The 21,778-nt window shown below is 30.7% G+C and carries 21 protein-coding genes and 1 tRNA gene; 13 read left to right on the top strand and 9 right to left on the bottom strand.

Going from position 1 to position 21,778, the window contains the following annotated elements; all coding sequences use genetic code 11:
• Positions 1-72 precede the first annotated feature (72 nt).
• The 3 genes from QMG60_RS08615 to QMG60_RS08605 all read right to left on the bottom strand — a co-directional run bounded on the left by QMG60_RS08615 (position 73) and on the right by QMG60_RS08605 (position 951).
• Positions 73-540, bottom strand: coding sequence for a CPBP family intramembrane glutamic endopeptidase (locus tag QMG60_RS08615; protein WP_281867485.1), 468 nt, complete (start codon positions 538-540; stop codon positions 73-75).
• 69 nt (positions 541-609) lie between these two features.
• Positions 610-774, bottom strand: coding sequence for a class IIb bacteriocin, lactobin A/cerein 7B family (locus QMG60_RS08610; protein ID WP_134139518.1), 165 nt, complete (start codon positions 772-774; stop codon positions 610-612).
• Between the two features lie 18 nt (positions 775-792).
• Complete coding sequence (locus tag QMG60_RS08605; protein ID WP_166669269.1) at positions 793-951, bottom strand: hypothetical protein; 159 nt, start codon at positions 949-951, stop codon at positions 793-795.
• A gap of 322 nt (positions 952-1,273) precedes the next feature.
• Between QMG60_RS08605 and QMG60_RS08600 the strand changes: the two genes are divergently transcribed.
• The 9 genes from QMG60_RS08600 to QMG60_RS08560 all read left to right on the top strand — a co-directional run bounded on the left by QMG60_RS08600 (position 1,274) and on the right by QMG60_RS08560 (position 11,275).
• Positions 1,274-2,989, top strand: coding sequence for a helix-turn-helix domain-containing protein (locus QMG60_RS08600; protein ID WP_134139517.1), 1,716 nt, complete (start codon positions 1,274-1,276; stop codon positions 2,987-2,989).
• A gap of 145 nt (positions 2,990-3,134) precedes the next feature.
• The gene (locus QMG60_RS08595; protein ID WP_166669268.1) at positions 3,135-3,311 is read left to right on the top strand and encodes a hypothetical protein; all 177 of its coding nucleotides are present in this window, start codon (positions 3,135-3,137) and stop codon (positions 3,309-3,311) included.
• A 42-nt stretch (positions 3,312-3,353) separates the two neighbouring features.
• Positions 3,354-5,045 (top strand): S8 family serine peptidase, encoded by a 1,692-nt coding sequence (locus QMG60_RS08590; protein ID WP_281867484.1) that lies wholly within the window; start codon positions 3,354-3,356, stop codon positions 5,043-5,045.
• A gap of 46 nt (positions 5,046-5,091) precedes the next feature.
• On the top strand, positions 5,092-6,792 hold the full coding sequence (locus tag QMG60_RS08585) for a S8 family serine peptidase (RefSeq protein WP_281867483.1): 1,701 nt from the start codon (positions 5,092-5,094) through the stop codon (positions 6,790-6,792).
• On the top strand, positions 6,789-8,990 hold the full coding sequence (locus QMG60_RS08580) for a lantibiotic dehydratase family protein (RefSeq protein WP_281867482.1): 2,202 nt from the start codon (positions 6,789-6,791) through the stop codon (positions 8,988-8,990). Before QMG60_RS08585 ends, QMG60_RS08580 begins: the two co-directional genes overlap by 4 nt.
• A complete protein-coding gene (locus QMG60_RS08575) occupies positions 8,991-9,866 on the top strand; it encodes a thiopeptide-type bacteriocin biosynthesis protein (RefSeq protein WP_281867480.1) in 876 nt (291 codons plus the stop codon).
• Positions 9,867-10,006: 140 nt separating this feature from the next.
• A complete protein-coding gene (locus QMG60_RS08570) occupies positions 10,007-10,162 on the top strand; it encodes a hypothetical protein (protein WP_166669266.1) in 156 nt (51 codons plus the stop codon).
• Between the two features lie 141 nt (positions 10,163-10,303).
• Positions 10,304-10,810 (top strand): PRC-barrel domain-containing protein, encoded by a 507-nt coding sequence (locus QMG60_RS08565; RefSeq protein WP_134139512.1) that lies wholly within the window; start codon positions 10,304-10,306, stop codon positions 10,808-10,810.
• 393 nt (positions 10,811-11,203) lie between these two features.
• Positions 11,204-11,275, top strand: a tRNA-Glu gene (locus QMG60_RS08560).
• A 109-nt stretch (positions 11,276-11,384) separates the two neighbouring features.
• Here the strand turns inward: QMG60_RS08560 and QMG60_RS08555 are convergent.
• Entirely contained in the window at positions 11,385-11,690 is a 306-nt protein-coding gene (locus tag QMG60_RS08555) for a hypothetical protein (protein WP_057117129.1), read from the bottom strand.
• Between the two features lie 523 nt (positions 11,691-12,213).
• On the opposite strand from QMG60_RS08555, the gene QMG60_RS08550 reads away from it, so the two are divergent.
• Positions 12,214-12,702, top strand: a complete 489-nt coding sequence (locus tag QMG60_RS08550) for a DUF1761 domain-containing protein (protein ID WP_057117130.1) — start codon at positions 12,214-12,216, stop codon at positions 12,700-12,702.
• A 118-nt stretch (positions 12,703-12,820) separates the two neighbouring features.
• A complete protein-coding gene (locus tag QMG60_RS08545; RefSeq protein WP_057117131.1) occupies positions 12,821-13,966 on the top strand; it encodes a GNAT family N-acetyltransferase in 1,146 nt (381 codons plus the stop codon).
• A 12-nt stretch (positions 13,967-13,978) separates the two neighbouring features.
• Here QMG60_RS08545 and QMG60_RS08540 read toward each other — a convergent pair whose 3' ends face one another.
• Positions 13,979-14,848: a diacylglycerol kinase family protein gene (locus QMG60_RS08540; RefSeq protein WP_134139508.1), complete on the bottom strand. Its 870-nt coding sequence runs from the start codon at positions 14,846-14,848 to the stop codon at positions 13,979-13,981.
• A gap of 61 nt (positions 14,849-14,909) precedes the next feature.
• On the opposite strand from QMG60_RS08540, the gene QMG60_RS08535 reads away from it, so the two are divergent.
• Positions 14,910-15,872 (top strand): App1 family protein, encoded by a 963-nt coding sequence (locus QMG60_RS08535; RefSeq protein WP_057117133.1) that lies wholly within the window; start codon positions 14,910-14,912, stop codon positions 15,870-15,872.
• A 212-nt stretch (positions 15,873-16,084) separates the two neighbouring features.
• Here QMG60_RS08535 and abc-f read toward each other — a convergent pair whose 3' ends face one another.
• Positions 16,085-17,998 (bottom strand): ribosomal protection-like ABC-F family protein, encoded by a 1,914-nt coding sequence (abc-f, locus tag QMG60_RS08530; protein WP_281867479.1) that lies wholly within the window; start codon positions 17,996-17,998, stop codon positions 16,085-16,087.
• Positions 17,999-18,063: 65 nt separating this feature from the next.
• On the opposite strand from abc-f, the gene QMG60_RS08525 reads away from it, so the two are divergent.
• A complete protein-coding gene (locus tag QMG60_RS08525) occupies positions 18,064-18,447 on the top strand; it encodes a DUF983 domain-containing protein (RefSeq protein ID WP_057117153.1) in 384 nt (127 codons plus the stop codon).
• On the opposite strand, the gene QMG60_RS08520 is transcribed toward QMG60_RS08525, so the two are convergent.
• The 3 genes from QMG60_RS08520 to gldN (QMG60_RS08510) all read right to left on the bottom strand — a co-directional run bounded on the left by QMG60_RS08520 (position 18,428) and on the right by gldN (QMG60_RS08510) (position 21,740).
• Positions 18,428-19,501, bottom strand: coding sequence for an FAD-binding oxidoreductase (locus QMG60_RS08520; RefSeq protein ID WP_281867478.1), 1,074 nt, complete (start codon positions 19,499-19,501; stop codon positions 18,428-18,430). The genes QMG60_RS08525 and QMG60_RS08520 overlap by 20 nt on opposite strands.
• Positions 19,502-19,572: 71 nt before the next feature.
• Positions 19,573-20,562, bottom strand: a complete 990-nt coding sequence (gene gldN, locus QMG60_RS08515; RefSeq protein ID WP_134139669.1) for a gliding motility protein GldN — start codon at positions 20,560-20,562, stop codon at positions 19,573-19,575.
• Positions 20,563-20,750: 188 nt separating this feature from the next.
• Positions 20,751-21,740, bottom strand: a complete 990-nt coding sequence (gene gldN / locus QMG60_RS08510; protein ID WP_057117156.1) for a gliding motility protein GldN — start codon at positions 21,738-21,740, stop codon at positions 20,751-20,753.
• Positions 21,741-21,778: the final 38 nt, after the last annotated feature.

Genomic DNA, 21,778 nt, shown 5'->3' with positions numbered 1-21,778 from the left:
CTAAAATCTGAAATGGCACAGATCTTCCGTAACAAAAAAATATTGCACGGGTAAACTCTTTTAGAAATTATTTTAAGTTACATAGGTTTTGATAAAAAAAACAAAACCATTATAGATAATATGGGCTACTAATGGTAGTAATATTGCACCCTTTTGATTCTTGCCCCTTATATATAAAAAGGCAAATAACAAGCCTCCTGTGAAAGCGTACAAAAAGTAAAAAATATTATAAAGATGGAATGATGCAAAGACAAAAGCAGATAAAAAGCAACAATATTTTAATTTCATTTTTAAACTTTTAAAAATCTCAATAACTACGTACTGAAATAGTAAAGTTTCAATGAGAGGAGCAACTAAAACAAATAAAACTATTTTTTCTTTAACTGTATAACTATCGTTAAAACCTTTATTTAACGAAATATCGAAAAGATTTGAAATAACCGAAAATATGTAATTATTTAAAAAATTAAGAAGAATTACAAGCAATATCAATTCCCACCGCTTTAGTCCAAATACAATATTTTTTATTTTTGAGGTCATATATATTAATTTTAATAAAGAGGCTTTTTTATCGCCTCTTTATTTTTTAACTTATTTAATGAATAAATATTACCATCTTTGATATACTTGTGGCTCAATATCTCTATACGCAGCATACAAACGCCCCGCAACATAACCAACGCCATAAGCTAAATCTTCCCATATTCCGCCATCAATTGCTAATAATTCTTCTGAATTTAATTCATTTACATTCAGTTCGTTTAAATTTTTCATGATAAATTATTTTTTTAATTATTTACTACCAGCTTTAAAGCCATCACTAATTCCTTTTTTTATTTCATCCCAATGATCCACAATTTGGGTAGCGAACCATTCTGGCCATCCACCACCCTCAATAGAAATACTTTGATCTCTATTAAGCTCAACTACATTTAAATTTTCTAAATTCATGATTGATTTTTTTAATGATTAAACATTTGAATTAATTTATTCTTGCAATCGGCCAATTACATTACAAAAAAGAAATTTGTTTCTTGCAGCGACGTCCTACTGTAAAAAATGCCTCACTTTTCTGAAACCAAAACTAGACAAACATGATACTACTCACAAATGTTGGCTATCGAAATTCAGGAATGTCGATAGTAAATTCAGGAATTTCATCAAAAAACACTCCCAAAATACACTATATCAAATAATTACAAAAAATAAAAAAAGCTAAGTATTAGTAATACTTTTTTTGGAGTTATTCTATTTTTGTAAGAAACAACAATACATGATTAACAATAGACCATCAAAAGTGTTATTAATACTTTTATTCCCGTTTTTTTTATTCGCCCAAGTTGACAAAAATGATCTTAAAAAACTATCATATGATGATTTACACGATTTGTATTTTAAAAATATAGGTAATCAAAAGAAACAATTATTATATACAAATGCCTACATGGCTAAAGCAATAAAAGAAAATAGTAATATTAGAAAAGCCAGGGCCAATTACCAAATTGCGTTATTCTACTATCAATCCGACAGAAATAAAGCTATTCAATATCTTGATAGTGTTATCAAATATTCAAAAGAATCTAAAGATAAATTTTTCCCAGCAGCAGCTTATTGTGAAAAGGCAGATCTTTTAAAGTTTCAATTTAAGTTTAAAGAGGCAATGCTTAATTATAACAGAGCGGAGAAAGTGGCACTTCAAACTAATTTAGACTATTACTATGTAGTGAGAGAATATATAGGAATTACTAAATCAGAAGACTTGGGAGAATACAATGAAGCTTTAGAAATCTACAAAGAATGCTATAAGTATTACAAAACGAAAGATTTTAGATCTGAAAGATACGCCAAAGATTATCAAAGCATTATTTTTGGAATTGCAGATTGTCATAAATCTTTACAGAACATTGACTCCACAACATATTATAATAAACTTGGCTATAATGAATCTAGAATAACTAAAAATGAAGAATATCAATATCTTTTTATTTTAAATGAGGGTGCTAACCAAGTATTGAAACAGAATTACAGTTTGGCATTAGACAGTATAAACAAAGCACTGCCTAAGATGATAGAATATAATAACACAGGAAACATTTTAGCTGGTTACTACTACTTAGGAAAAGCCTACGATGGGCTAAGAAAAAAGACAAAAGCTGCAGAAAATTTCATTAAAGTAGATTCTATCTATAAAATGACAAAGGAAATAAGTACCGAGTTTGTAGATGGATATCCATATTTAATTACTTACTACAAAAAATTAGGGGATAAAGAGAATCAATTAAAATATATCACTGCATATATGTCAATCGATAGTTCTTTACAAAAAAATTACAAAGAACTAAATAAATTGGTACATAGAGAATATGATGTTCCTCGTTTAATATCTGACAAAGAAAATCTTATCACTACTCTTAAGAATGATGAAATAAAAACACATTGGGGATTAGGTGTTTTATTTTTAACGACCATCAGTTTAGGCGGTTTTGCTTTCTATGAGTATCGTACAAAGAAACAATATCGATCTAGATTTGAAAAAATAATAAATCAAAATCCCGTAAATAACATTAACGAATCTGAGATTGAAACTAATCCTAAAATTGATCCAACTAAAAGTGAAGAAATAGGTATCGCACAAGAGTTAGTAAATCTAATTTTGGAAAAACTTAGTTTTTTTGAAGATAATAAAGGATATCTGCAATCAAATATAACAGTCCAAATTTTATCCACCACATTTGAAACCAACAGTAAATACGTGTCAAAAATAGTTAATGTATACAAAGAAAAATCATTTACTCAATACATAAATGATCTACGAATTGAGTTTGCCATTAAACAATTACAGGAAAACAACAAGCTTAGAAAATATACTATTCAAGCACTTGCATTAGAGTTTGGTTTTAACAATTCAGAATCTTTTTCGACTGCATTTTACAAAAAAACAGGTTTAAAACCAACCTACTTCATTAAAGAACTGGATTCTGCAATATAGAACAAACCACTAATTAACAACTTATTAAACTCAGAAGTCGACTCGAAATTCAGGAATTTCGACAAGTATACTAACTTACTTTTCTATTATACAAAGTAGACTGATTACATTTGCAACAGTAGCGTAATTTAAAAACTTATTAAAGATGAAAATGAAAAAACAAAAAAAAGAAATACAGAAATTCAGTCTTGAGAAATTCGAAGTCGCAAAACTAAAAAACTTACATTTAATTGTTGGTGGGGGAAATGATATCGATGATCCAATCGATACAAATGATCTTAAAGGAAAAAAAGGTTCTTCTGAAGTTTGTAATAAACCATAAAACTAATTATCTAATTTCACTAAAAAAAGCATTTATTCAGACATGAAATTAATTAATAGTTTCTTGATTTTTTTCTTCATTTTTGTAAGTTGCAAATCTGCCAAAGAATATAAGAATTCTAACAGAATTCTAAATTCTGAAAACAACCCAAAAACAATATCATTAAATAATTGGTATCAAAAAGATTACCAAGAAGATACTATTTCCGGTATTTCACTAGATAAATGGTATCGCCTAAATAAAAAGAAACCAAAAATTAAAAATATTATTGTAGCTGTAATAGATACTCAAATTGATATAAATCATGAAGATTTAAAAGGACAGCTTTGGATAAACAACAAGGAAATTCCAAATAATGGAATTGATGATGATCAGAATGGTTACATAGATGATATTAATGGATGGAGTTTTACAGGTACTAAAAGTGGTGGTTATGTAGTCTGGAATAGATATGAATATGTTCGCATTCTACAAGAATGGACACCTCTATTTAAAGATAAAACAGAATCTCAAATTGATTCTAAAGATTTATACAAATACAATGAATATCAAAGAGCTTTAAAAAAATTTGAAGAAAAAGACAAGTTTTACAAAAATTGGTTAAAATCATTAGATCATAATGTCGCTATTTATCCTTTAGTCAAAGATACGTTAAAACATTTTTTCCCTAAGGAAGATTATACCTACAGACAATTGGATAGTCTCTATAAAAAATATAAAATAAATGATAAAAGATATCGACAAAGAAGAGATGACGGCGATACAGATTTAGGAGCGCTAATTTCTTATATGATGGTTAGTTTAGATGTTGATCAAAATTCTTTACAAGACATATTGGACCAACAAACTCAACTTGATTCTATAGTAAACAAAAACTTGAATATAAATTATAATGAGCGTCTTTCAATAGGTGATAATCCAAATATTTTAGAAAAAGGATATGGCAATAACAATGTCAGTAATAATAAGGTCGGACATAGGCCAATTCAAGATCATAACACAATGGTTTCGGGAATTCTCGCAGCCAACAGAAATAATGATATTGGAATAAAAGGCATAGCAGATATAAAAATTATGCCTTTAAATATATCTCCTTCAGGAGATGAGCATGATAAAGATATTGCAATGGCAGTTCGTTATGCCGTCGATAATGGAGCCAAAATAATTAATATGTCATTTGGAAAAGAGTTTTCCATGCATAAAGATTGGGTATCAGAGGCTTTTAAATATGCAGAAGAGCATAATGTTCTTTTAGTACACAGTGCAGGAAACGACAGTGAAAATTTAGACAAAGTATTTCACTATCCTAATGATCAAAATTATGAAGGCATTCGAGGAATCTGCAATAATTTTATTAGTGTTGGCTCGACTACTAAGAATCTAGGGGAAAAATTAGTTTCTGATTACTCTAATTACGGCAAAGAAAATGTGGATTTATTTGCTCCTGGAGAAGATATTTATACTACTGGAGCTGGGAACATTTATAAAACCGATTCTGGAACTTCATTTTCAGCACCTATGGTATCTGGAACTGCGGCAATAATTTGGTCTTATTATCCGAATCTTACAGCAGCTCAGGTTAAACAGATTATTATGGATTCTGGAACTGCATATAATTTCGAAGTTATATTACCAGGAACAAAAGATAAAAAAGTTCCCTTTTCTGAATTATCTAAATCAGGAAAAGTTCTAAATGTCTATAATGCGATGCAACTTGCCAAAAAAATCCGATAAAAATAAAAGATAGATATACATCACATTTAAAAAATCAAAGCCAGCAATGAAACATATACTATTTTTTATTTTGCTTCTTTTGTTATTTGTCGGATGCAAAAGCAAAAAAGATTTAAATTCAACGACAAGGAATTCTGTTAAAAAAGAACTCTCTAATAAAGAAATGCAAACTTGGTATCAGAAAGATCTGGTTTTAGATGGTATACTTGGTATTTCATTAGATAAATGGTATGCATCTAATAAAAAGAAACCAAAAAGTAAAAACATTATTGTAGCTGTACTTGACACTCAAATTGATATAAATCATGAAGATTTACAAGGACAACTTTGGATCAACGATAAGGAAATCCCAAACAATGGCGTTGATGATGACCACAATGGTTATATAGATGATATAAACGGATGGAATTTTAAAGGAACCAAAAAAGAAGGTTATCTTGTATGGGGTAATTATGAGTATACACGTCTGGTAAGAGATTGGGAACCATCATTTAAAGATAAAACAGAGGCTCAAATTGAGGCTAAAGATTTATCTAAATATAAAGAATATAATAGAGCTTTAAAAAAGTTAGAAGAAGAAAATAAATATTATAAAAACTGGTTAAAATCTCTGGATCATGACGTTGCTATTTATCCTTTGGTAAAAGATACTTTAAAATATTTTTTCCCTAAAGAAGATTATACATACAATCAATTAGATAGTTTATATAAAAAATACAAGATAAACGATAAAACATATAGACAGAGACGCGATGATAATGATAAGGATCTAGGAGCATTAATTTGCTATATTATGGTTAATCTGGAAGTTGATCAAAAAACTTTCAAAGATGTGAAAGATCAGCAAGCTTATCTCGATTCTGTTGTAAAGAGAAACATAAATAAAAATTACAACGATCGTTTATTAATAGCCGATAATCCTAATGTTTTGGAAAAAGGTTATGGTAATAATAATGTAAATAATAAAACAGAATATCAATCTGTACAGGAACATTCTACCAAAGTCTCAGGAGTAATTGCTGCCAACAGAGAAAATAATATTGGAATTAAAGGAATTGCACAAAATGTAAAGATTATGCCCTTAAGTATTATTCCTGTAGGGGATGAACAAGACAAGGATGTTGCTATGGCAATACATTATGCTGTCGATAATGGTGCTAAAATAATTAATATGTCTTTTGGTAAAGAGTTTTCTTTACATAAAGAATGGGTCGAAGAGGCATTTAAATATGCCGAAGAACATAATGTTCTTCTTATTCATTGTGCAGGAAACGATGGATTTGACATCGACAAAAACCCTTTCTACCCAAATGATACTGATTTTGAAAATTTCAATGAAATGAATCCTAATTTTCTTAATGTAGGATCTATTACACATAAACTTGATATTACTTTTGTTTCTGACTTTTCTAATTACGGAAAACATAATGTAGACCTATTTGCTCCCGGAGATGAAATATATTCTACAATTACCAATAATCGTTACATATTTGATTCCGGTACATCATTTGCTGGACCAATGGTGTCAGGAACGGCAGCATTAATATGGCTATATAATCCTAAACTTACCGCAAAAGAAGTCAAACAAATCATTATAGATTCTGGAACTCCATATGACATAGAGGTTATTTTACCAGGAACAAAAGACAAAAAAGTCCCGTTTTCAGAATTATCAAAATCAGGAAAAGTTCTAAATGTTTATAATGCTATGCTATTAGCCGAAAAAGTTAGCAAAAAGAAGAAATGAAACCAAAGTTTAAAATTTCTTCTTTTTCACAATATATACTGAGAACCCCTTTATTCCCCATTCCTTTTTATTTGCATCTTCTCAAAAATTATAATTGTGAAAAGGCAATTTCTATTTACAAAAATACACTAGTAAAAGAAGCGTTAAATCTAGCATCTCCAGAACTGGTAAATGAGCTTAACAAATGGGAAAATTCTAAAGCTGATTCTTCTAATGAAAAATCAGCTTTAGAATTTACATTACTCAAATATATTGCAAGAATGTCTTCAAGATGTACGCCTTTTGGCCTTTTTGCTGGATGTTCTGTAGGGGAAATGAATGCTGATACCAATATAATATTAGATTTACCTGAAAAACACAAAAGATTCACTCAATTAGACATGCAGTTCTGGGTAGCATTGCTGCAAAATATCACCAAACGAGAAAAAGCAATTTATAATTTAAAATATTTTCCAAATTCTTCTATTTATGAATTTGGTGATTTTTATAGATATATAGAATACAAATACATAAAGACAAAGCGCGAACATACTATTACATCCTTACGAAAAACTGAAGCTTTAAATGAGATAATAAATCAAATAAAATCAGGATTAACTGTAGACGAAATGGTTTCTATTTTAGCAGATGATGATTCTCAAAAAGAAGAGGCTCTAGATTTCATTATACATCTTATAGATTTCCAGTTTTTAGTAAGCGAAATAGAAGCCGCTGTAACTGGCTGTAACGATTTTGATCGCGTTGTGTCCATTTTAAAAAATATCCCAGATCTGGAAGAGGAATATCAATTTTTAAAGGGACTGAATAAACAAGTTTTAGATTTGGATCTTTCTCTGATTCCGGCAGAAAATCAGTACAAAGAAATCAAAGAAAATATTTTCAAAAAAAAGTTTGAATATGATGAAAAATATCTTTTACAAACTGATTTAAACATAACTTCTATAACAAATAGTTTAAATACTGCTATTTCAGAAAAGGTTATCAAGGGCCTTTATTTTTTTAACGGTATACATCCTGCAAAAAAACCTCATAATCTCAAGATGTTTATCAAAGCATTTTCTGAAAGATATGAAACACAGCAAATGCCTCTTATGGCTGTTTTAGATACAGATTGCGGATTAGGCTATCCTGTAAATCATGAAATGAATGATTCGCACGAGATCCTTGAAGCTTTTACTTTTAAACGTAAAAAGAGCAAAAATGAGACTCAGAGCTGGACTTCATATGATTCTATTCTAGAAAAAAAACTTCAAGAGTGTCTTTCAAAAAAAAAGAACAAAATAGAATTACATGAAAGTGATTTTCCTTATTTTGATACTAATCTGGATCAGATTCCTGCTACATTCTCTGCAATGATTGAGATATACAGTAATCAAAAGCTGGCAATTGAATCTTCAGGAGATATTAGCGCAGCAAAACTCTTGGGCAGATTTTGCAACGGAAACACTGATATTCAAAAACTTACTAAAAAAATTATAAAAAAAGAACAAGAATACCATAATGATAAAATTCTAGCTGAAATTGTTCATATCCCTCAATCCAGAACTGGAAACATTTTACGAAGACCTGTTTTAAGAAATTATGAAATTGCCTATCTGGCGAATTCAGGTACTGAAAAAGAAAACACTATTGAGTTAAATGATTTATTTGTCTCTGTGAGAAACGATGAAATTAAACTCTATTCTAAAAAACTCAATAAAGAAGTTATTCCTTGTCTTTCAAACGCTCATAACTTTAGTAATAATTCACTCCCCGTTTATCATTTTTTATGCGATTTGCAGGGGCAGAATACAAGACCAATATTTAGCTTTAGCTGGGGAATTTTAGAGTCTCATTATAATTATTTTCCGAGAGTAGAATACAAAGAAATTATACTTTCGAAAGCGAAATGGCATATTGCTAAAGAAGAAATGGCTCCATTTTTTAAATTAATTGGTAAAGATCTATTGGAAGCATTCTCGCTTTGGAGAAGCAACAGAGGTATTCCATATCTCGTAAACTGGATCAATTCAGACAATACACTTCTTTTAAATTTTCAAACAGAAATTGGAATTCAATTGTTTTTAAAGTCAGCTGGAAAGAGAGACAAAATTATTCTGGAAGAATTTCTATTTACGGAAGAACCTATTGTAAAAAATAATAAGGAAGAAGGATTTAGCAACCAATTTATATTATCATTTTTTAAAGAACAATTATAAATGCAGAGAAATTTTTGTTTAGGGAGTGAATGGCTTTACTATAAAATTTACACAGGAGCGAAAACAACAGATCTTATTTTACTTGAAAAATTATATCCTGCTATTTTACAATTAAAAAAGAAAAAAATCATTCAAAAATGGTTCTTCATTCGATACCAAGATAATGACACACATTTTAGAATCCGATTTTTATTGGAAAACAAAAAAGATCTATCAAAATTAATTAATATGCTTTATCCAATTCTGAATGATCTGCTTCAGAAAAATTTAGCGTGGAAAATTCAAACGGATACTTATAAAAGAGAAATAGAAAGATACGGCGAAACCACTGTTGAAGATTCCGAATTTTTATTTTGGAAGGATAGTGAAATGATGATTAAATATATTTCGCTAAAGAAAACATTTCAAAAAAAAGAAATGGCACTTTTATTTAGTTTTTGCTCGATCGACTCTCTTTTAAATTCTTTTTATTTATCTGCGTCAGAGAAGTTCAGTCTAATGCAAACTTTACAGCACTTGTTTAAGGAAGAATTTGAGGCAGATAAAATATTAAAAAAAGAACTTGATAAAAAATACAGAGAATTATCTAACGAAGTAAAGTATTATATAAAAGGACAAAATAGATCTAATATCCCTGATTTTTACGAATTAATTGAAGAAAAACAAAATCAAACCGCAGAGAAAATCTTAGAAATAAAAAATGCAATTCAAATCGATCTTTATGACTTTTTAGCAAGTCATATACATATGATGATTAACCGCCAATATACCTCTAATCAAAGAATGTATGAGCTTATTATTTATGATCATCTCTACAGATATTATAAAACTTTAAATTACGAAAAAAAACATTCCCTCAAAGCTAATACTACTTAAAATAAAACTTGCTTTCTGATAATCAATTACTCTACTGGGAATTGTGTAACATCCTGCTGAAATTAAATACTTTCGAATCTTTTCTCATTTGTACCTTTAATAGTAATTAAAAACTATTCTATAATCAAAAAAAATACGTTATGGCAGAGATTAAAATTGAGAAAAAGAAGCCGATATGGCCATGGATTGCAGTAGTGCTAATCATAGCAGCGCTTGTTTACTACATATTTGTACAAGATCATGAAACTACAACTGAAAACAATGTAGAAGTTGAAAACACTACAAGTGGACAATAAACATTATTAAGAAAAAGCAGGAATTAATTGCTTTGTACATCTATTAAAGCTTTGTACAAGACATTTTTTACATATCTGCTAAAAGTTTGTTGCAGTTATATGCAGCATACATATGAATATATAATATTAAAAAAAGAATTTATGGAAAATAAACATAGAAATTTATACAGACTCGACGAACTTTCTGATTATAAGATTGCTTCCAATTATTCAGACGTAAGAGGATGGAAAATTGTAGATGCTGATAACCGCACTATAGGTACAATTGATAATCTGTGGGTTAATAAAGATATGCAGCGCGTTGTCTACTTAGACGTAAAAATCGATAAAACATTAATAGACGATAGCCGAAATGAAGTACACGATGCAATAGCAAACGACAATGGAAAGGAATTTATCTATCAAGATGGAGACAGTCACATTATTGTACCTATTGGATCTGTTAGCATTAATAAAGACACGAAAACTGTAATGGCCAATACCATAGGATATGATACATTTAGACATACAAGCAGATATAGCAGACAGCATAATTTTGACAGAAATTACGAAAGAAGTGTAATGAAATCTTATTATCCTGAAAATGATTCCAGCTTTCTATCAGATGATGATACTTTTTATAACCGCAGGGAATTTGACAGCAAATAGTACTGCGACTACATAAAATTAAATTACAAAAGATCAAACTTTAAAAATGTTTGATCTTTTTTTTATGGATATTGTTGTTGCCTTTAGACCTAGTTGAACTCTTTCATTAGGACTTAAAAAAAACAATCCTAAATTTTTAAAGGAATATTCTTTCAAAACATATTTAAACCAATATTTTTTTAATATTCACAAAAATTGTCATATAATAAATATCATTTTTTTGATAAAAAACAATCAACTACTAATCAAACAAATACATTTAAATCAATCTCATTTATTTACCATTTACAACTGCAAAATTTGAAGTTATCAAAATGACAAAACATTTTTTTTCTAAAAGACACTTGTATATTTGAAAATTAGTTATAGTTTTGCACCCGCATTACAAAAGCAGGTCCGTTCGTCTATCGGTTAGGACGCCAGGTTTTCATCCTGGTAAGGGGGGTTCGATTCCCCCACGGACTACTTAGTCATAATAAAAGCTTCAGAGAAATCTGGAGCTTTTTTGTTTCTATTTAAAACAAAAAAAGACCTTTTTCAAAAGGCCTTTTTCATATTAATATTTTGAGAAAAATTATGCTCTAAACAAAGCATATTTATTGTAGTTATACAAAACCTTATCATACGGAACATAAAGCGAAACAATCTTTTCTGTTGATTCATCAAATTTGATTCCGTTATGTTTTCTGAACAAATAAATCTCTTTTAAACAATTAGAAAGACTTTGGTGAATTTCACTTGTAAAAGTTGGCAGTTTTTTATCTCCAACCAAAAGGTCAATTTGATAATTTGAACTGCTTTTTGATAAGTTATTACCAATAATTCTTATTGTAAAAGTTGTTGACTTTCCGTATTGTTCACCTTGGTATTGTAGTGTCATAATTTCTGTTTATTAAGTGATTAATAATACCGACCATCAATCGGTTTTTGCTTCTTGGAATAGTTATATTAAAGTTATAAAAAATTTGGACAAACATAAAAAATCCTTTCTAAATTAAATGTTATTTTTTTAATACCCTTTAAATTCTAAAAACAAAAAACCGTAACGAATTACGGTTTCAGCAATTAACTAAATATATTTAATCAACTTTTTTAACGAGTGTAAAATTCATTCATAAGCACGATTAATTTTGGGTAACTATTGTAATTTATTTTCAAGATTTATGGATTTCGACTGAATAAAACAAAAACTAGCGTATTGGTAAAAAACGCTAAAGTTTAATGATAGATTTTAGTTTTTAATTCTTCGACTAAATTATGCATTTCATAGATATAATGCACATAATGTCGACAAACTGTTAATAAGTAAATAATTAATACGATTTATTCTTCCTTTATTAAATAATAGATGTGAATTATTTTTTTGATTACATTTGACTAACTAATTCTAAAAACCTCATATTATGGAAATTAACTTCGTTGCACTTCTTTTAGCAGCAATTGTCACTCTTGTTGTTGGATTTATTTGGTATAATCCGAAAGTATTCGGAACGATCTGGATGAAAGAAAATAATCTTACTCAAGAAGAATTAAGAAAAGGCAGTATGATTAAAATCTTTGGATTAACGTACATTTTTTCTTTAATGATTACGATGACTTTAATGTCGTTGACAATTCATCAGTCTGGCGCGGTGGGTATGGTTGGCGGACCACCGTTAATTGACAGTGCAAAACCATCATTCGCTGCTTTTATGGCAGATTACGGAATGGCGTACAGAACTTTCAAACACGGCGCGCTTCACGGATTTATGTCTGGGTTGTTTTTTGCGTTTCCCCTAATTGGAATTAATGGTTTGTTTGAAAGAAAATCTTGGAAATACATATTTATTCACGCTGGTTATTGGATAGTTACGCTGACTTTAATGGGCGGAATTATCTGCGGTTTCGCATAAATAAAAAAATATATAACCCGTTTGAAACCTAAAGTCAAACGGGTTTTTCTTAATAATAACTTAAAGAAAATGAGTTATTGCAAATATTATCTAATTTTGACGAAATTAGTTCACTCTCTTGAATACAACCTATTCTTTCCAGATTTACAAAAGCGCTTCATTACTGCCTGTAGAATGGAATTTGCTTGCTGCTGATAATATTTTTTTAACGCGAGAATATCTCGAAGTTCTGGAAAACTCTTCTCCAGTTAATATGACTTGTCATTTTATCGGAATTTTTGAAGAAGAAAAACTGATTGGAATTGTTTTAACGCAGTTTTTATTTGCCGAAAAACTAGAATCGTTTGGGGAGCGTGATAAATGCTTAAAAACATCTGTTCGAAATTTTGCTTTAAAGAATTTTGCATCGCATGTTTTATTCATTGGCAATAATATGCTTACTGGTCAGAATGCTTTTGTTTTTGATAAAAATATCAAGCAGTCAAAAGCTATTAAAACACTTCATAAAGCTATCAATCAGCTTAAAAAAGATTTAAAGGAAAGCGGAAAAAAAGTTCATATAACGAGTATAAAAGATTTTACTGCGAAAGAAATAGAACCTTTACAAGCTGAATTCAAAAATAACTATACGTTTTCGACACAGCCGAATATGATTTTTGAAATTCCTAAAAATTGGGAAACAGAACAAGATTATATTGATGCTTTATCTAAAAAATACCGTGACCAATACAAACGCGCCCGAAAAAAATCTGACGGTATCTTGAAACAAAAAATGTTTTTAGATGACATTAAAAAATATGAAGATGTTATTTATGACTTGTATTTTCACGTTGCCAAAAACGCTCCTTTCAATACTTTTTTTCTAGCTCGAAATCATTTTAGCTTTTTTAAAGAAATAATGGGTGAGAACTTTTTGCTATATGGTTATTTTTTAGACGAAAAATTAATTGGTTTCAACACTTTGATTAAAAACGGCGATGTAATGGACACCTACTTTTTAGGCTATGATGAAAGTGTACAGCGCGAAAAAATGCTGTACTTAAATATGCTGTACGACATGATTGCCTATTCTATTAAAAAAGGTTTCAGAGAAATTGTTTTTGCTAGAACGGCACTTGAAATTAAAAGTTCTGTTGGAGCAAAACCTGTAAAAATGTATGGTTTAATTACACATAGCAATGCATTGATTAACCATAACATTTCTAGGTTTTTTAATTATCTGGAACCAAAAACAGAATGGCAGGAAAGAAATCCTTTTAAATAATACACTTTACCGCTAAGGAACAGCCAATTTCATTTGCTTGTGCAAAATATGAATTTCTAAAGATTTCTGTGCCCCGCAATATTCTCCGTCAATCTGAAAATTTACTGGATAATCTGTTTCTATAGTGGCTTTGTCTGTTGAAATAATGACAATATCATCAGAATCGATTGGCATATTTCCCGTAATAATTTTTCCAATTAAAAGTAAATCCAGGCTTTTTAAAATTACCAATTCAAACTTTCCGTCATTCATAGAACCATTAGGATTTATGATTACTCCTGTTCCATATTTCTGCGAGTTGGCAACTACAATCATTCTTGCAACGTGCTGAACTGTTTTGTTGTTTGCCGTAATAGTTGCTACAAATGGTTCTTCTGCCTCTTTAAGAGTTGTAAAAGCTTGTAATGCATATCCCCAAAAACCCCTCACATCACTTTCTTCGTAGTTTTTTACCAAGTTTGCGTTTAAACCAAGATCGCTTAAATGAATACTTTTTTTGCCATTGATGCAAATCATGTCCATTTCGATATAGTTGTTTAAAAAGGCTATTTTAAGGTTCTCTTCGATTCCAGCCGGAAGATCTAGATCTACCGAAAGTCCGTTTGCAGAGCCAGCTGGCAGAATACCGATTATGACGTCGTGATCTTCCATTGCTTCTGCAACCATTTTTATAGTTCCATCGCCTCCTGCTACAACAATTCGTTCAGGATTATGCTGCTTATATATAGTTTGTATTGCTTTTAAATCGTTTTTTCCTGTGGTTTCATAAACCTCCAGATTAAAATGATGTGTCGACGCAAATTCTTCAACAGATTCAATTAAATCCGATTTGTCTAGATCTCCAGATATCGGATTTACAATAAATAGTATATTCTTTTTCAAAATTTTATTTTTAAAACCAATTAATTTAAGTAATTTACAGTTACCTAAATATACGTAATTAATGAAACCAATTCTACAATTATATCGAGGTTATGCAAATGAGCAAGAATTAATTGTGATGGGGCATGTTTTAAGAAGAGAACACAATTACGATTTTGAAAAAAAGAAGTTAAAAAATGCCACCTCGATTCTCAAATTATTCCGAATAAAAACCATTAAAAATTTTGATGTTTATCTTCATTATAATGAGGAAATAATTCACACCAAAACTTTAGATGATGGTTATTTTAAATTTTGTATTCCGCTTGAAAAGGAAACGCATTTTGGCTGGATGCCTTATGAAGTAAGCCTGAAATACAATGACATAAAAACGAGCTGCAAAGGCAGTTTTATAAGACCCCATAAAGGCAAACTCGGAATTATATCAGATATCGATGATACTTTTTTGATCTCGCACACCAATAATTTCTTTAGAAAAATCTATATTTTACTTTTTAGAAATGTAAACGACAGAAAGGTCTTTAAAGATGTTGTTTCGCATTATCAGGCGTTGAGCCAGTCAGGAAGAGAGAATCCAGAAGAGGCAAATGCTTTTTTCTATGTTTCGAGCAGTGAATGGAATTTATATCGATTTATTGCAAAATTTACCCGAATTAATAAACTGCCAAAGGCGGTTGTGCTGCTTAAAGATATCAAAAGAGGAATTACGGATTTTTTTATGAGCGGAAGAGGGAATCACGATCATAAATTTGAAAAAATAAAACACGTTGTAGAATTCTACCCTACTCTCAAATATATTTTAATGGGCGATGATTCCCAGCATGATCCTGTATTGTATGAACGAATCTGCAAAATATTTCCCGTTACCGTGATCGCTGTTTACATTAGGCAGACTGGTAAATATCAGAAAAAAGAAGTTCAAAAAATTCTTAAAAACCTTGAAAGCCTAAATGTCTCAGTTTGCTATTTTAAAGACAGCAGTAAAGCGATTGAGCATTCGAGGTCTATTGGGATCATTAAGTAGTTTGTTTTAGGTTTTAGGTTTTTGACCACCTTGAAACCTGAAACCTGAAACTTTTTCTAGCCCAGATTGCAGTGGAAAGCCCGGAATAAAAAAAGCAAAAGTTTCTTGTTCTAAAAAAGCGACCAACGGAAGCTCTTTTTAGAACATTAGAAACTTTGCTTTTTTTATGAGGACTTGAAACGGAAAGCTGGATCAGCTCCCGAAAAATTATATTATGCACTAAAATTATCAATTTCTTCTTGAACGACTTCCCAATCTAAAAGTAACTGATCTAAATCTTTTTTCTTTTTGTTGTAAGCTGTAAAAAATGAGGCGTCTTCTATATGTTTATCATAATTAGAAGCCAGCAGTTTATCGTCGTGCTGAATGTCTTTTTCTAATTGCTGAATCTGACTTTCAATTTTACTTAATCTGTTTTGAAGTGCTTTTCCTTTTTTCTGGTCTTCGTACGATATTTTGTTATTTTCTTTTGGAGCTGTTGTTTTTACAACATCTTTTTTCTCAACCTCGCGCATGTTTTCTAGATTACGCTGTTCTAAGAAAAAGTTGATGTCTCCCAAATATTCTCTGATTTTTTGATCTTTGAATTCGTAAACAATGTTTGACATTCCTTGAAGGAAATCCCTGTCGTGAGAAACCAATAATAGTGTTCCTCCAAATTTTTGAAGTGCGGCTTTTAAAACATTTTTAGATTTGATATCTAAGTGGTTTGTCGGCTCATCCATCAGCAATACGTTAATTGGTTGTAATAGTAATTTACAAAGTGCCAAACGGTTACGTTCTCCTCCAGAAAGTACTTTCACTTTTTTCTCCACATCATCTCCACGGAATAAAAATGAACCTAACATGTCACGAACTTTCATACGATTTGTATCAGTCGCAGCATTTTCCATAGTTTGCAGCAAAGTGATTTCGCCATCTAAGTATTCGGCCTGATTTTGTGCGAAGTAACCCAATTGAACATTATGCCCTAATTTGATGTTTCCTTCGTACTCAAATTCGTTTACCAATGCTTTGATGAAAGTAGATTTCCCTTGTCCGTTTTGTCCAACAAATGCAATTTTACTGCCTCTTTCTACCAATAAACTAATATCTTTTAGAATCGTTTTGTCTCCGTAGCTTTTGGTAACATTTTCTGCTTCGATTACAACTTTCCCCGGCTCTTTTGAAACTGGGAAAGAGATGTTCATTACAGAGTTATCATCTTCATCAACTTCGATTCTTTCTACTTTATCTAATTTTTTAATCAACGACTGAGCCATCGAAGCTTTTGAAGCTTTGGCACGGAATTTCTCGATTAATTTTTCTGTTTCTTCAATTTTTTTCGCCTGATTTTTTTGAGTTGCTAATTGCTTTTCGCGAATTTCATGGCGTAATTCTAAATATTGAGAATAGGGTTTATTAAAGTCGTATGCTTTTCCTAAAGAAATTTCGATTGTTCGGTTGGTAACATTATCCAAAAACATTTTATCGTGTGATACAATCACCACAACGCCAGGATAATTACGAAGAAAACTCTCTAACCAAATAATACTTTCGATATCTAAGTGGTTGGTTGGCTCATCTAGAAGCAATACGTCATTTGACTGCAAAAGTAATTTTGCCAATTCGATACGCATTCTCCAACCTCCAGAAAATGTTTCGGTTTGATTATTAAAGACTTCTCTTTTAAAACCTAAACCTAAAAGGATTTTCTCTGTATCTCCAACATAATTATAACCGCCTAAAAGCTCAAAGCGATGTGTATAATCAGATAAGTCTTCGATAATCTGGCTGTATTCTTCACTCTCATAATCGGTTCTTGTAACCAATTGATGATTGATTTCTTCTAATTTCTTTTCTACAATTTTGATCTCTGTAAAAGCCTCATATGCTTCTTCCAGCACAGTTCTTCCCTGCTCAAAATCAATATCCTGACGTAGAAAACCCATTCTGATATCTTTCTCTTGCGAAATAACTCCTGAGTCTGGTTTAAAATCTCCTGCCAGCATTTTAAGCATTGTAGATTTACCTGCTCCGTTTTTACCCACAAGACCAACTCGGTCTCCTGCACCTAAACGAAAAGTAACTTCTTCAAATAAATATGTTCCTCCAAAAGAAACCGAAAGATTGTGTATGTTAAGCATAATTTGTGACTGTTGTTACAAGAAATAAAGGCGTAAAAATGTACCTTTGATCAAAATTTTTGCAAATGTTAAAAAAAGGATCCAAACTAAATAGTATTTTAACAGGAAGTTGTCCAAAATGCCAAAAAGAAAGCATGTATGAAGACAAAAATCCGCTTCATTTGACTAAAGTTCTAAAAATGAACGAAAAATGCAGTCATTGTGGATTTAAATATCAAATTGAACCTTCGTTTTTTTATGGCGCAATGTATGTAAGCTACGGACTAAATGTAGCTGTTGGAATTGCCGCATTTATTGTTTCTTTTGTCTTTTTTGGAGCTACTATCGAACAATCGTTTGTATCAATTATTCTGACTTTAGTGGTTTTATTTCCTTTTGTGCTGCGCCTCTCTAGAAACTTATATATAAATATGTTTGTTTCTTATGATCCTAAGGCCGGTCAGAAATAATACTTTTTAAATATCTTTTATGAAATCGCTTAATATCTGCTTCGCGATCTATAGGAATATTGTTTTCGATATGATCGTATAAAGCTTTAGCCATTGCCGGGCCCAGCATTACGCCGCGAGTACCAAGTCCGTTGAGGATGTGTAGTGATTTATAAACTTCATGTGTTCCCAAAAGAGGTCTTCTATCCGAAACGGTAGGTCGTACTCCTCCAAAGTGCTTTACAATTTCAAAATCACACGTAATAATTTCTTTTATACGCTCTAGAAGTTCTTGTTTACCTTCTTCTGTGGGTGTATCTGTTTTATCCTGCCAATTGTACGTCGCACCTACTTTGAACAAATTTCCACCCAGCGGTAAAATGAAAACACTGGTATTTACAATTACATCAATATTTAATTTTGGTGCTTTTATAATAAATAATTCTCCTTTTGTACCATCCAGAGGCAGGTAACTGAAATAAGGATTTTTATGCATTCCGAAACCTTCTGCAAAAATAATATGACGCGCTTTTATATTTTTATATTGAATTCCAGAATCTAAAATCTCTAGGAAACTGCTGTGAAAAGAATCCTCAAGTAATAAATTATTTTCAAGCAAATATTCTCTATAACTATCTAATAATAAAGCAGTCTTAACATAACCAGTATGCAAAACCTCTCCATAATCAAAAGGAGAATCGATACTATTATATTTCTTAGTAATTAATTTGGTAGATAGGAAAGGTGCCAAATTAATTTTATCAGAAGCTGCAAACCAGTTGTTCTGCTCTTCAATTGAAAAGAACTTTCTTAAAACCGGCATTTTAAAATTGAATTTCTCTCTTAATTTATCTTCTACCTGGTCATAGAATTCATTCATGAGAACTAATTGTTCTTGTGCCTTCCACACTTCACTAAAACGCTTTAGAATAACAGGATTGTACAAACCTCCTGCTACTCTAGATGAGTTTTGCGATTTGTTATCCAAAACCAAAATAGTTTTATTGTTTTTAAGTGCAGTTTCGGCAAAAGAAATTCCAGCCAATCCAGATCCGACGATTAAATAATCAAGCATTGCGAAGTGTATAAATAAAAAACTCTTACTACAAAGGTAGCAAGAGTTTTTCTATAATTTGATTTGAGTACTTAGTAATTCCACATATCTTGCTCGAAATTACGTATCTTTTCTTTTAATCTTTCTGATTCTAATAACTGACTCTGTGCATCGTCACGAATATAATCTTTGATCTCACGATCTCCGTACATATTCTCTTCTTTATAAATAACCGCATTAAATCTTCTCGAATTCAATATTTGATCAAATGAAATTGGAAGTGCTGAATTTTGATCATTAAAGGCTTTAGCCTCGTGTAAAACTTCCCTCGCATTCGGGAAAAATACCCAAAACAATTCAATGTAATCCTTCTCGTCACTATTCATGGTATAAACATCTGGGGTTACCGGACAAATGCCAAGTAAACGATATTTCAATTCACTCTGACGTTTATCAAAATACCAAAATCCTTTAATTTTATATTGACTAACATCTGCTGCAGTAAGATCTTGCTTCAATATATATTCAGCAGGAACAGTTCTAGTTGGTCCAACTGTTCGATCTTCATACGTTACTTTTTTGTTCTTTCCCGTACCAGTAACAATCTTTTTCTTAACCACACGTGTTTTGTAGTCATCTGGATATTGATTGATTAATTCTCTACCTGCATCTGTTGTATCTACACGAGATAATGCCCCTTCAATGTCTTTTAAAGATTTCTTTGTATTAAAATAACTGTCTGCATAAACTTCCGTTATTCTACCATTCTTTATAGCTTTCGTCAAAACATCGTAAAGTGAGCGTCTATCAGGGCCAATGTTAGCAGTATCAACAGGAAAATATAATGGAAAGTTGATTTTTTCATTTAAGTCAATGATTTCCCAAGTAGTTTTCCCCATCAAAATATCTCTATCATCTACATAACCATAAGCAAGGGGCTTATCGTTATCAGATACCATCTGTGCAGGTGTTTTAATTCCTATCTGATCTGCAGTTTTTGCATTAAGTAAATTAGACTGCGCATTAGAAGCTAAGCCTCCAGCGATGGAAACAATAGCTATTAAAAAATTTCTTATTTTCATCATAATATTTATTACAAGACATTAAACGAAAATTCATTATAAATATTGTTATTTTTCTTACATAAATAAATTATTATAATTTTGAGAGCTTTTAATTCAGCTTAAAAGCTTTTTTGATTTATTACATAAAAAAAAACTCTTACTACAAATGTAATAAGAGTTTTTTAATTATTATGCTATGTATCAACTTAGTAGTTCCACATATCTTGTTCGAAATTGCGAATTTTCTCTTTCACTCTTTCAGATTCTAACAATTGATTTTGAGCATTGTCTTTCATGTAATCGCTAATAGCTCTGTCTCCATAAAGATTCTCTTCTTTGTAAACAACAGCATTAAAACGTCTTGAATTTAAAATCTGATCAAATGAGATTGGAAGAGCTGAATTGTTATCATTGAAAGCTTTTGCTTCATGCAGAGCTTCTCTGGCATTTGGGAAGAATACCCAAAATAATTCAATATAATCCTTTTCATCACTATTCATTGTATAAACGTCTGGAGTTACTGGACAAATTCCAAGTAAACGATATTTCAATTCACTTTGACGTTTATCAAAATACCAGTATCCTTTAATTTTATACTGAGTAACATCTGCAGCCGTAAGATCTTGTTTCAAAATGTATTCAGCAGGAACCGTTCTTGTTGGTCCAACTGTTTCTTCAACATAAGAAACACTTTTATTTTTACCTTTACCCGTTACTACTTTTTTCTTCACAACACGTGATTTGTAGTCATCTGGATATTGGTTAATTAACTCTCTACCTGCATCTGTTGTATCAATACGAGATAATGATCCTTCGATATCTTTCATAGATTTTTTGGTATTAAAATAACTATCAGTATACACTTCTGTTACTTTTCCACCTTTAATAGCTTTAGTCAAAACGTCATAAAGAGAACGTCTATTAGCACCAATATTAGCTGTATCTACAGGAAAGTATAATGGAAAGTTGATTTTTTCATTTAAATCAATGATTTCCCAAGTAGTTTTTCCCATCAAAATATCTCTATCATCTACATAACCATAAGCCAAAGGCTTATCATTATCAGATATAAGTTGAGCAGGAGTTTTAAGTCCAATCTGATCAGGCGTTTTTGCGTTAAGCAAATTAGATTGCGCATTAGAAGCAAAACCTCCAGCGATAGAAACAACGGCTATTAAAAAATTTCTTACTTTCATCGTGGTATCATTATAAGATATTGAACGTAGCTTACACT

Source organism: Flavobacterium sp. GSB-24 (assembly GCF_027924665.1).
Taxonomy (GTDB): domain Bacteria; phylum Bacteroidota; class Bacteroidia; order Flavobacteriales; family Flavobacteriaceae; genus Flavobacterium.
This window is presented reverse-complemented; position numbering and strand designations above follow the sequence as displayed.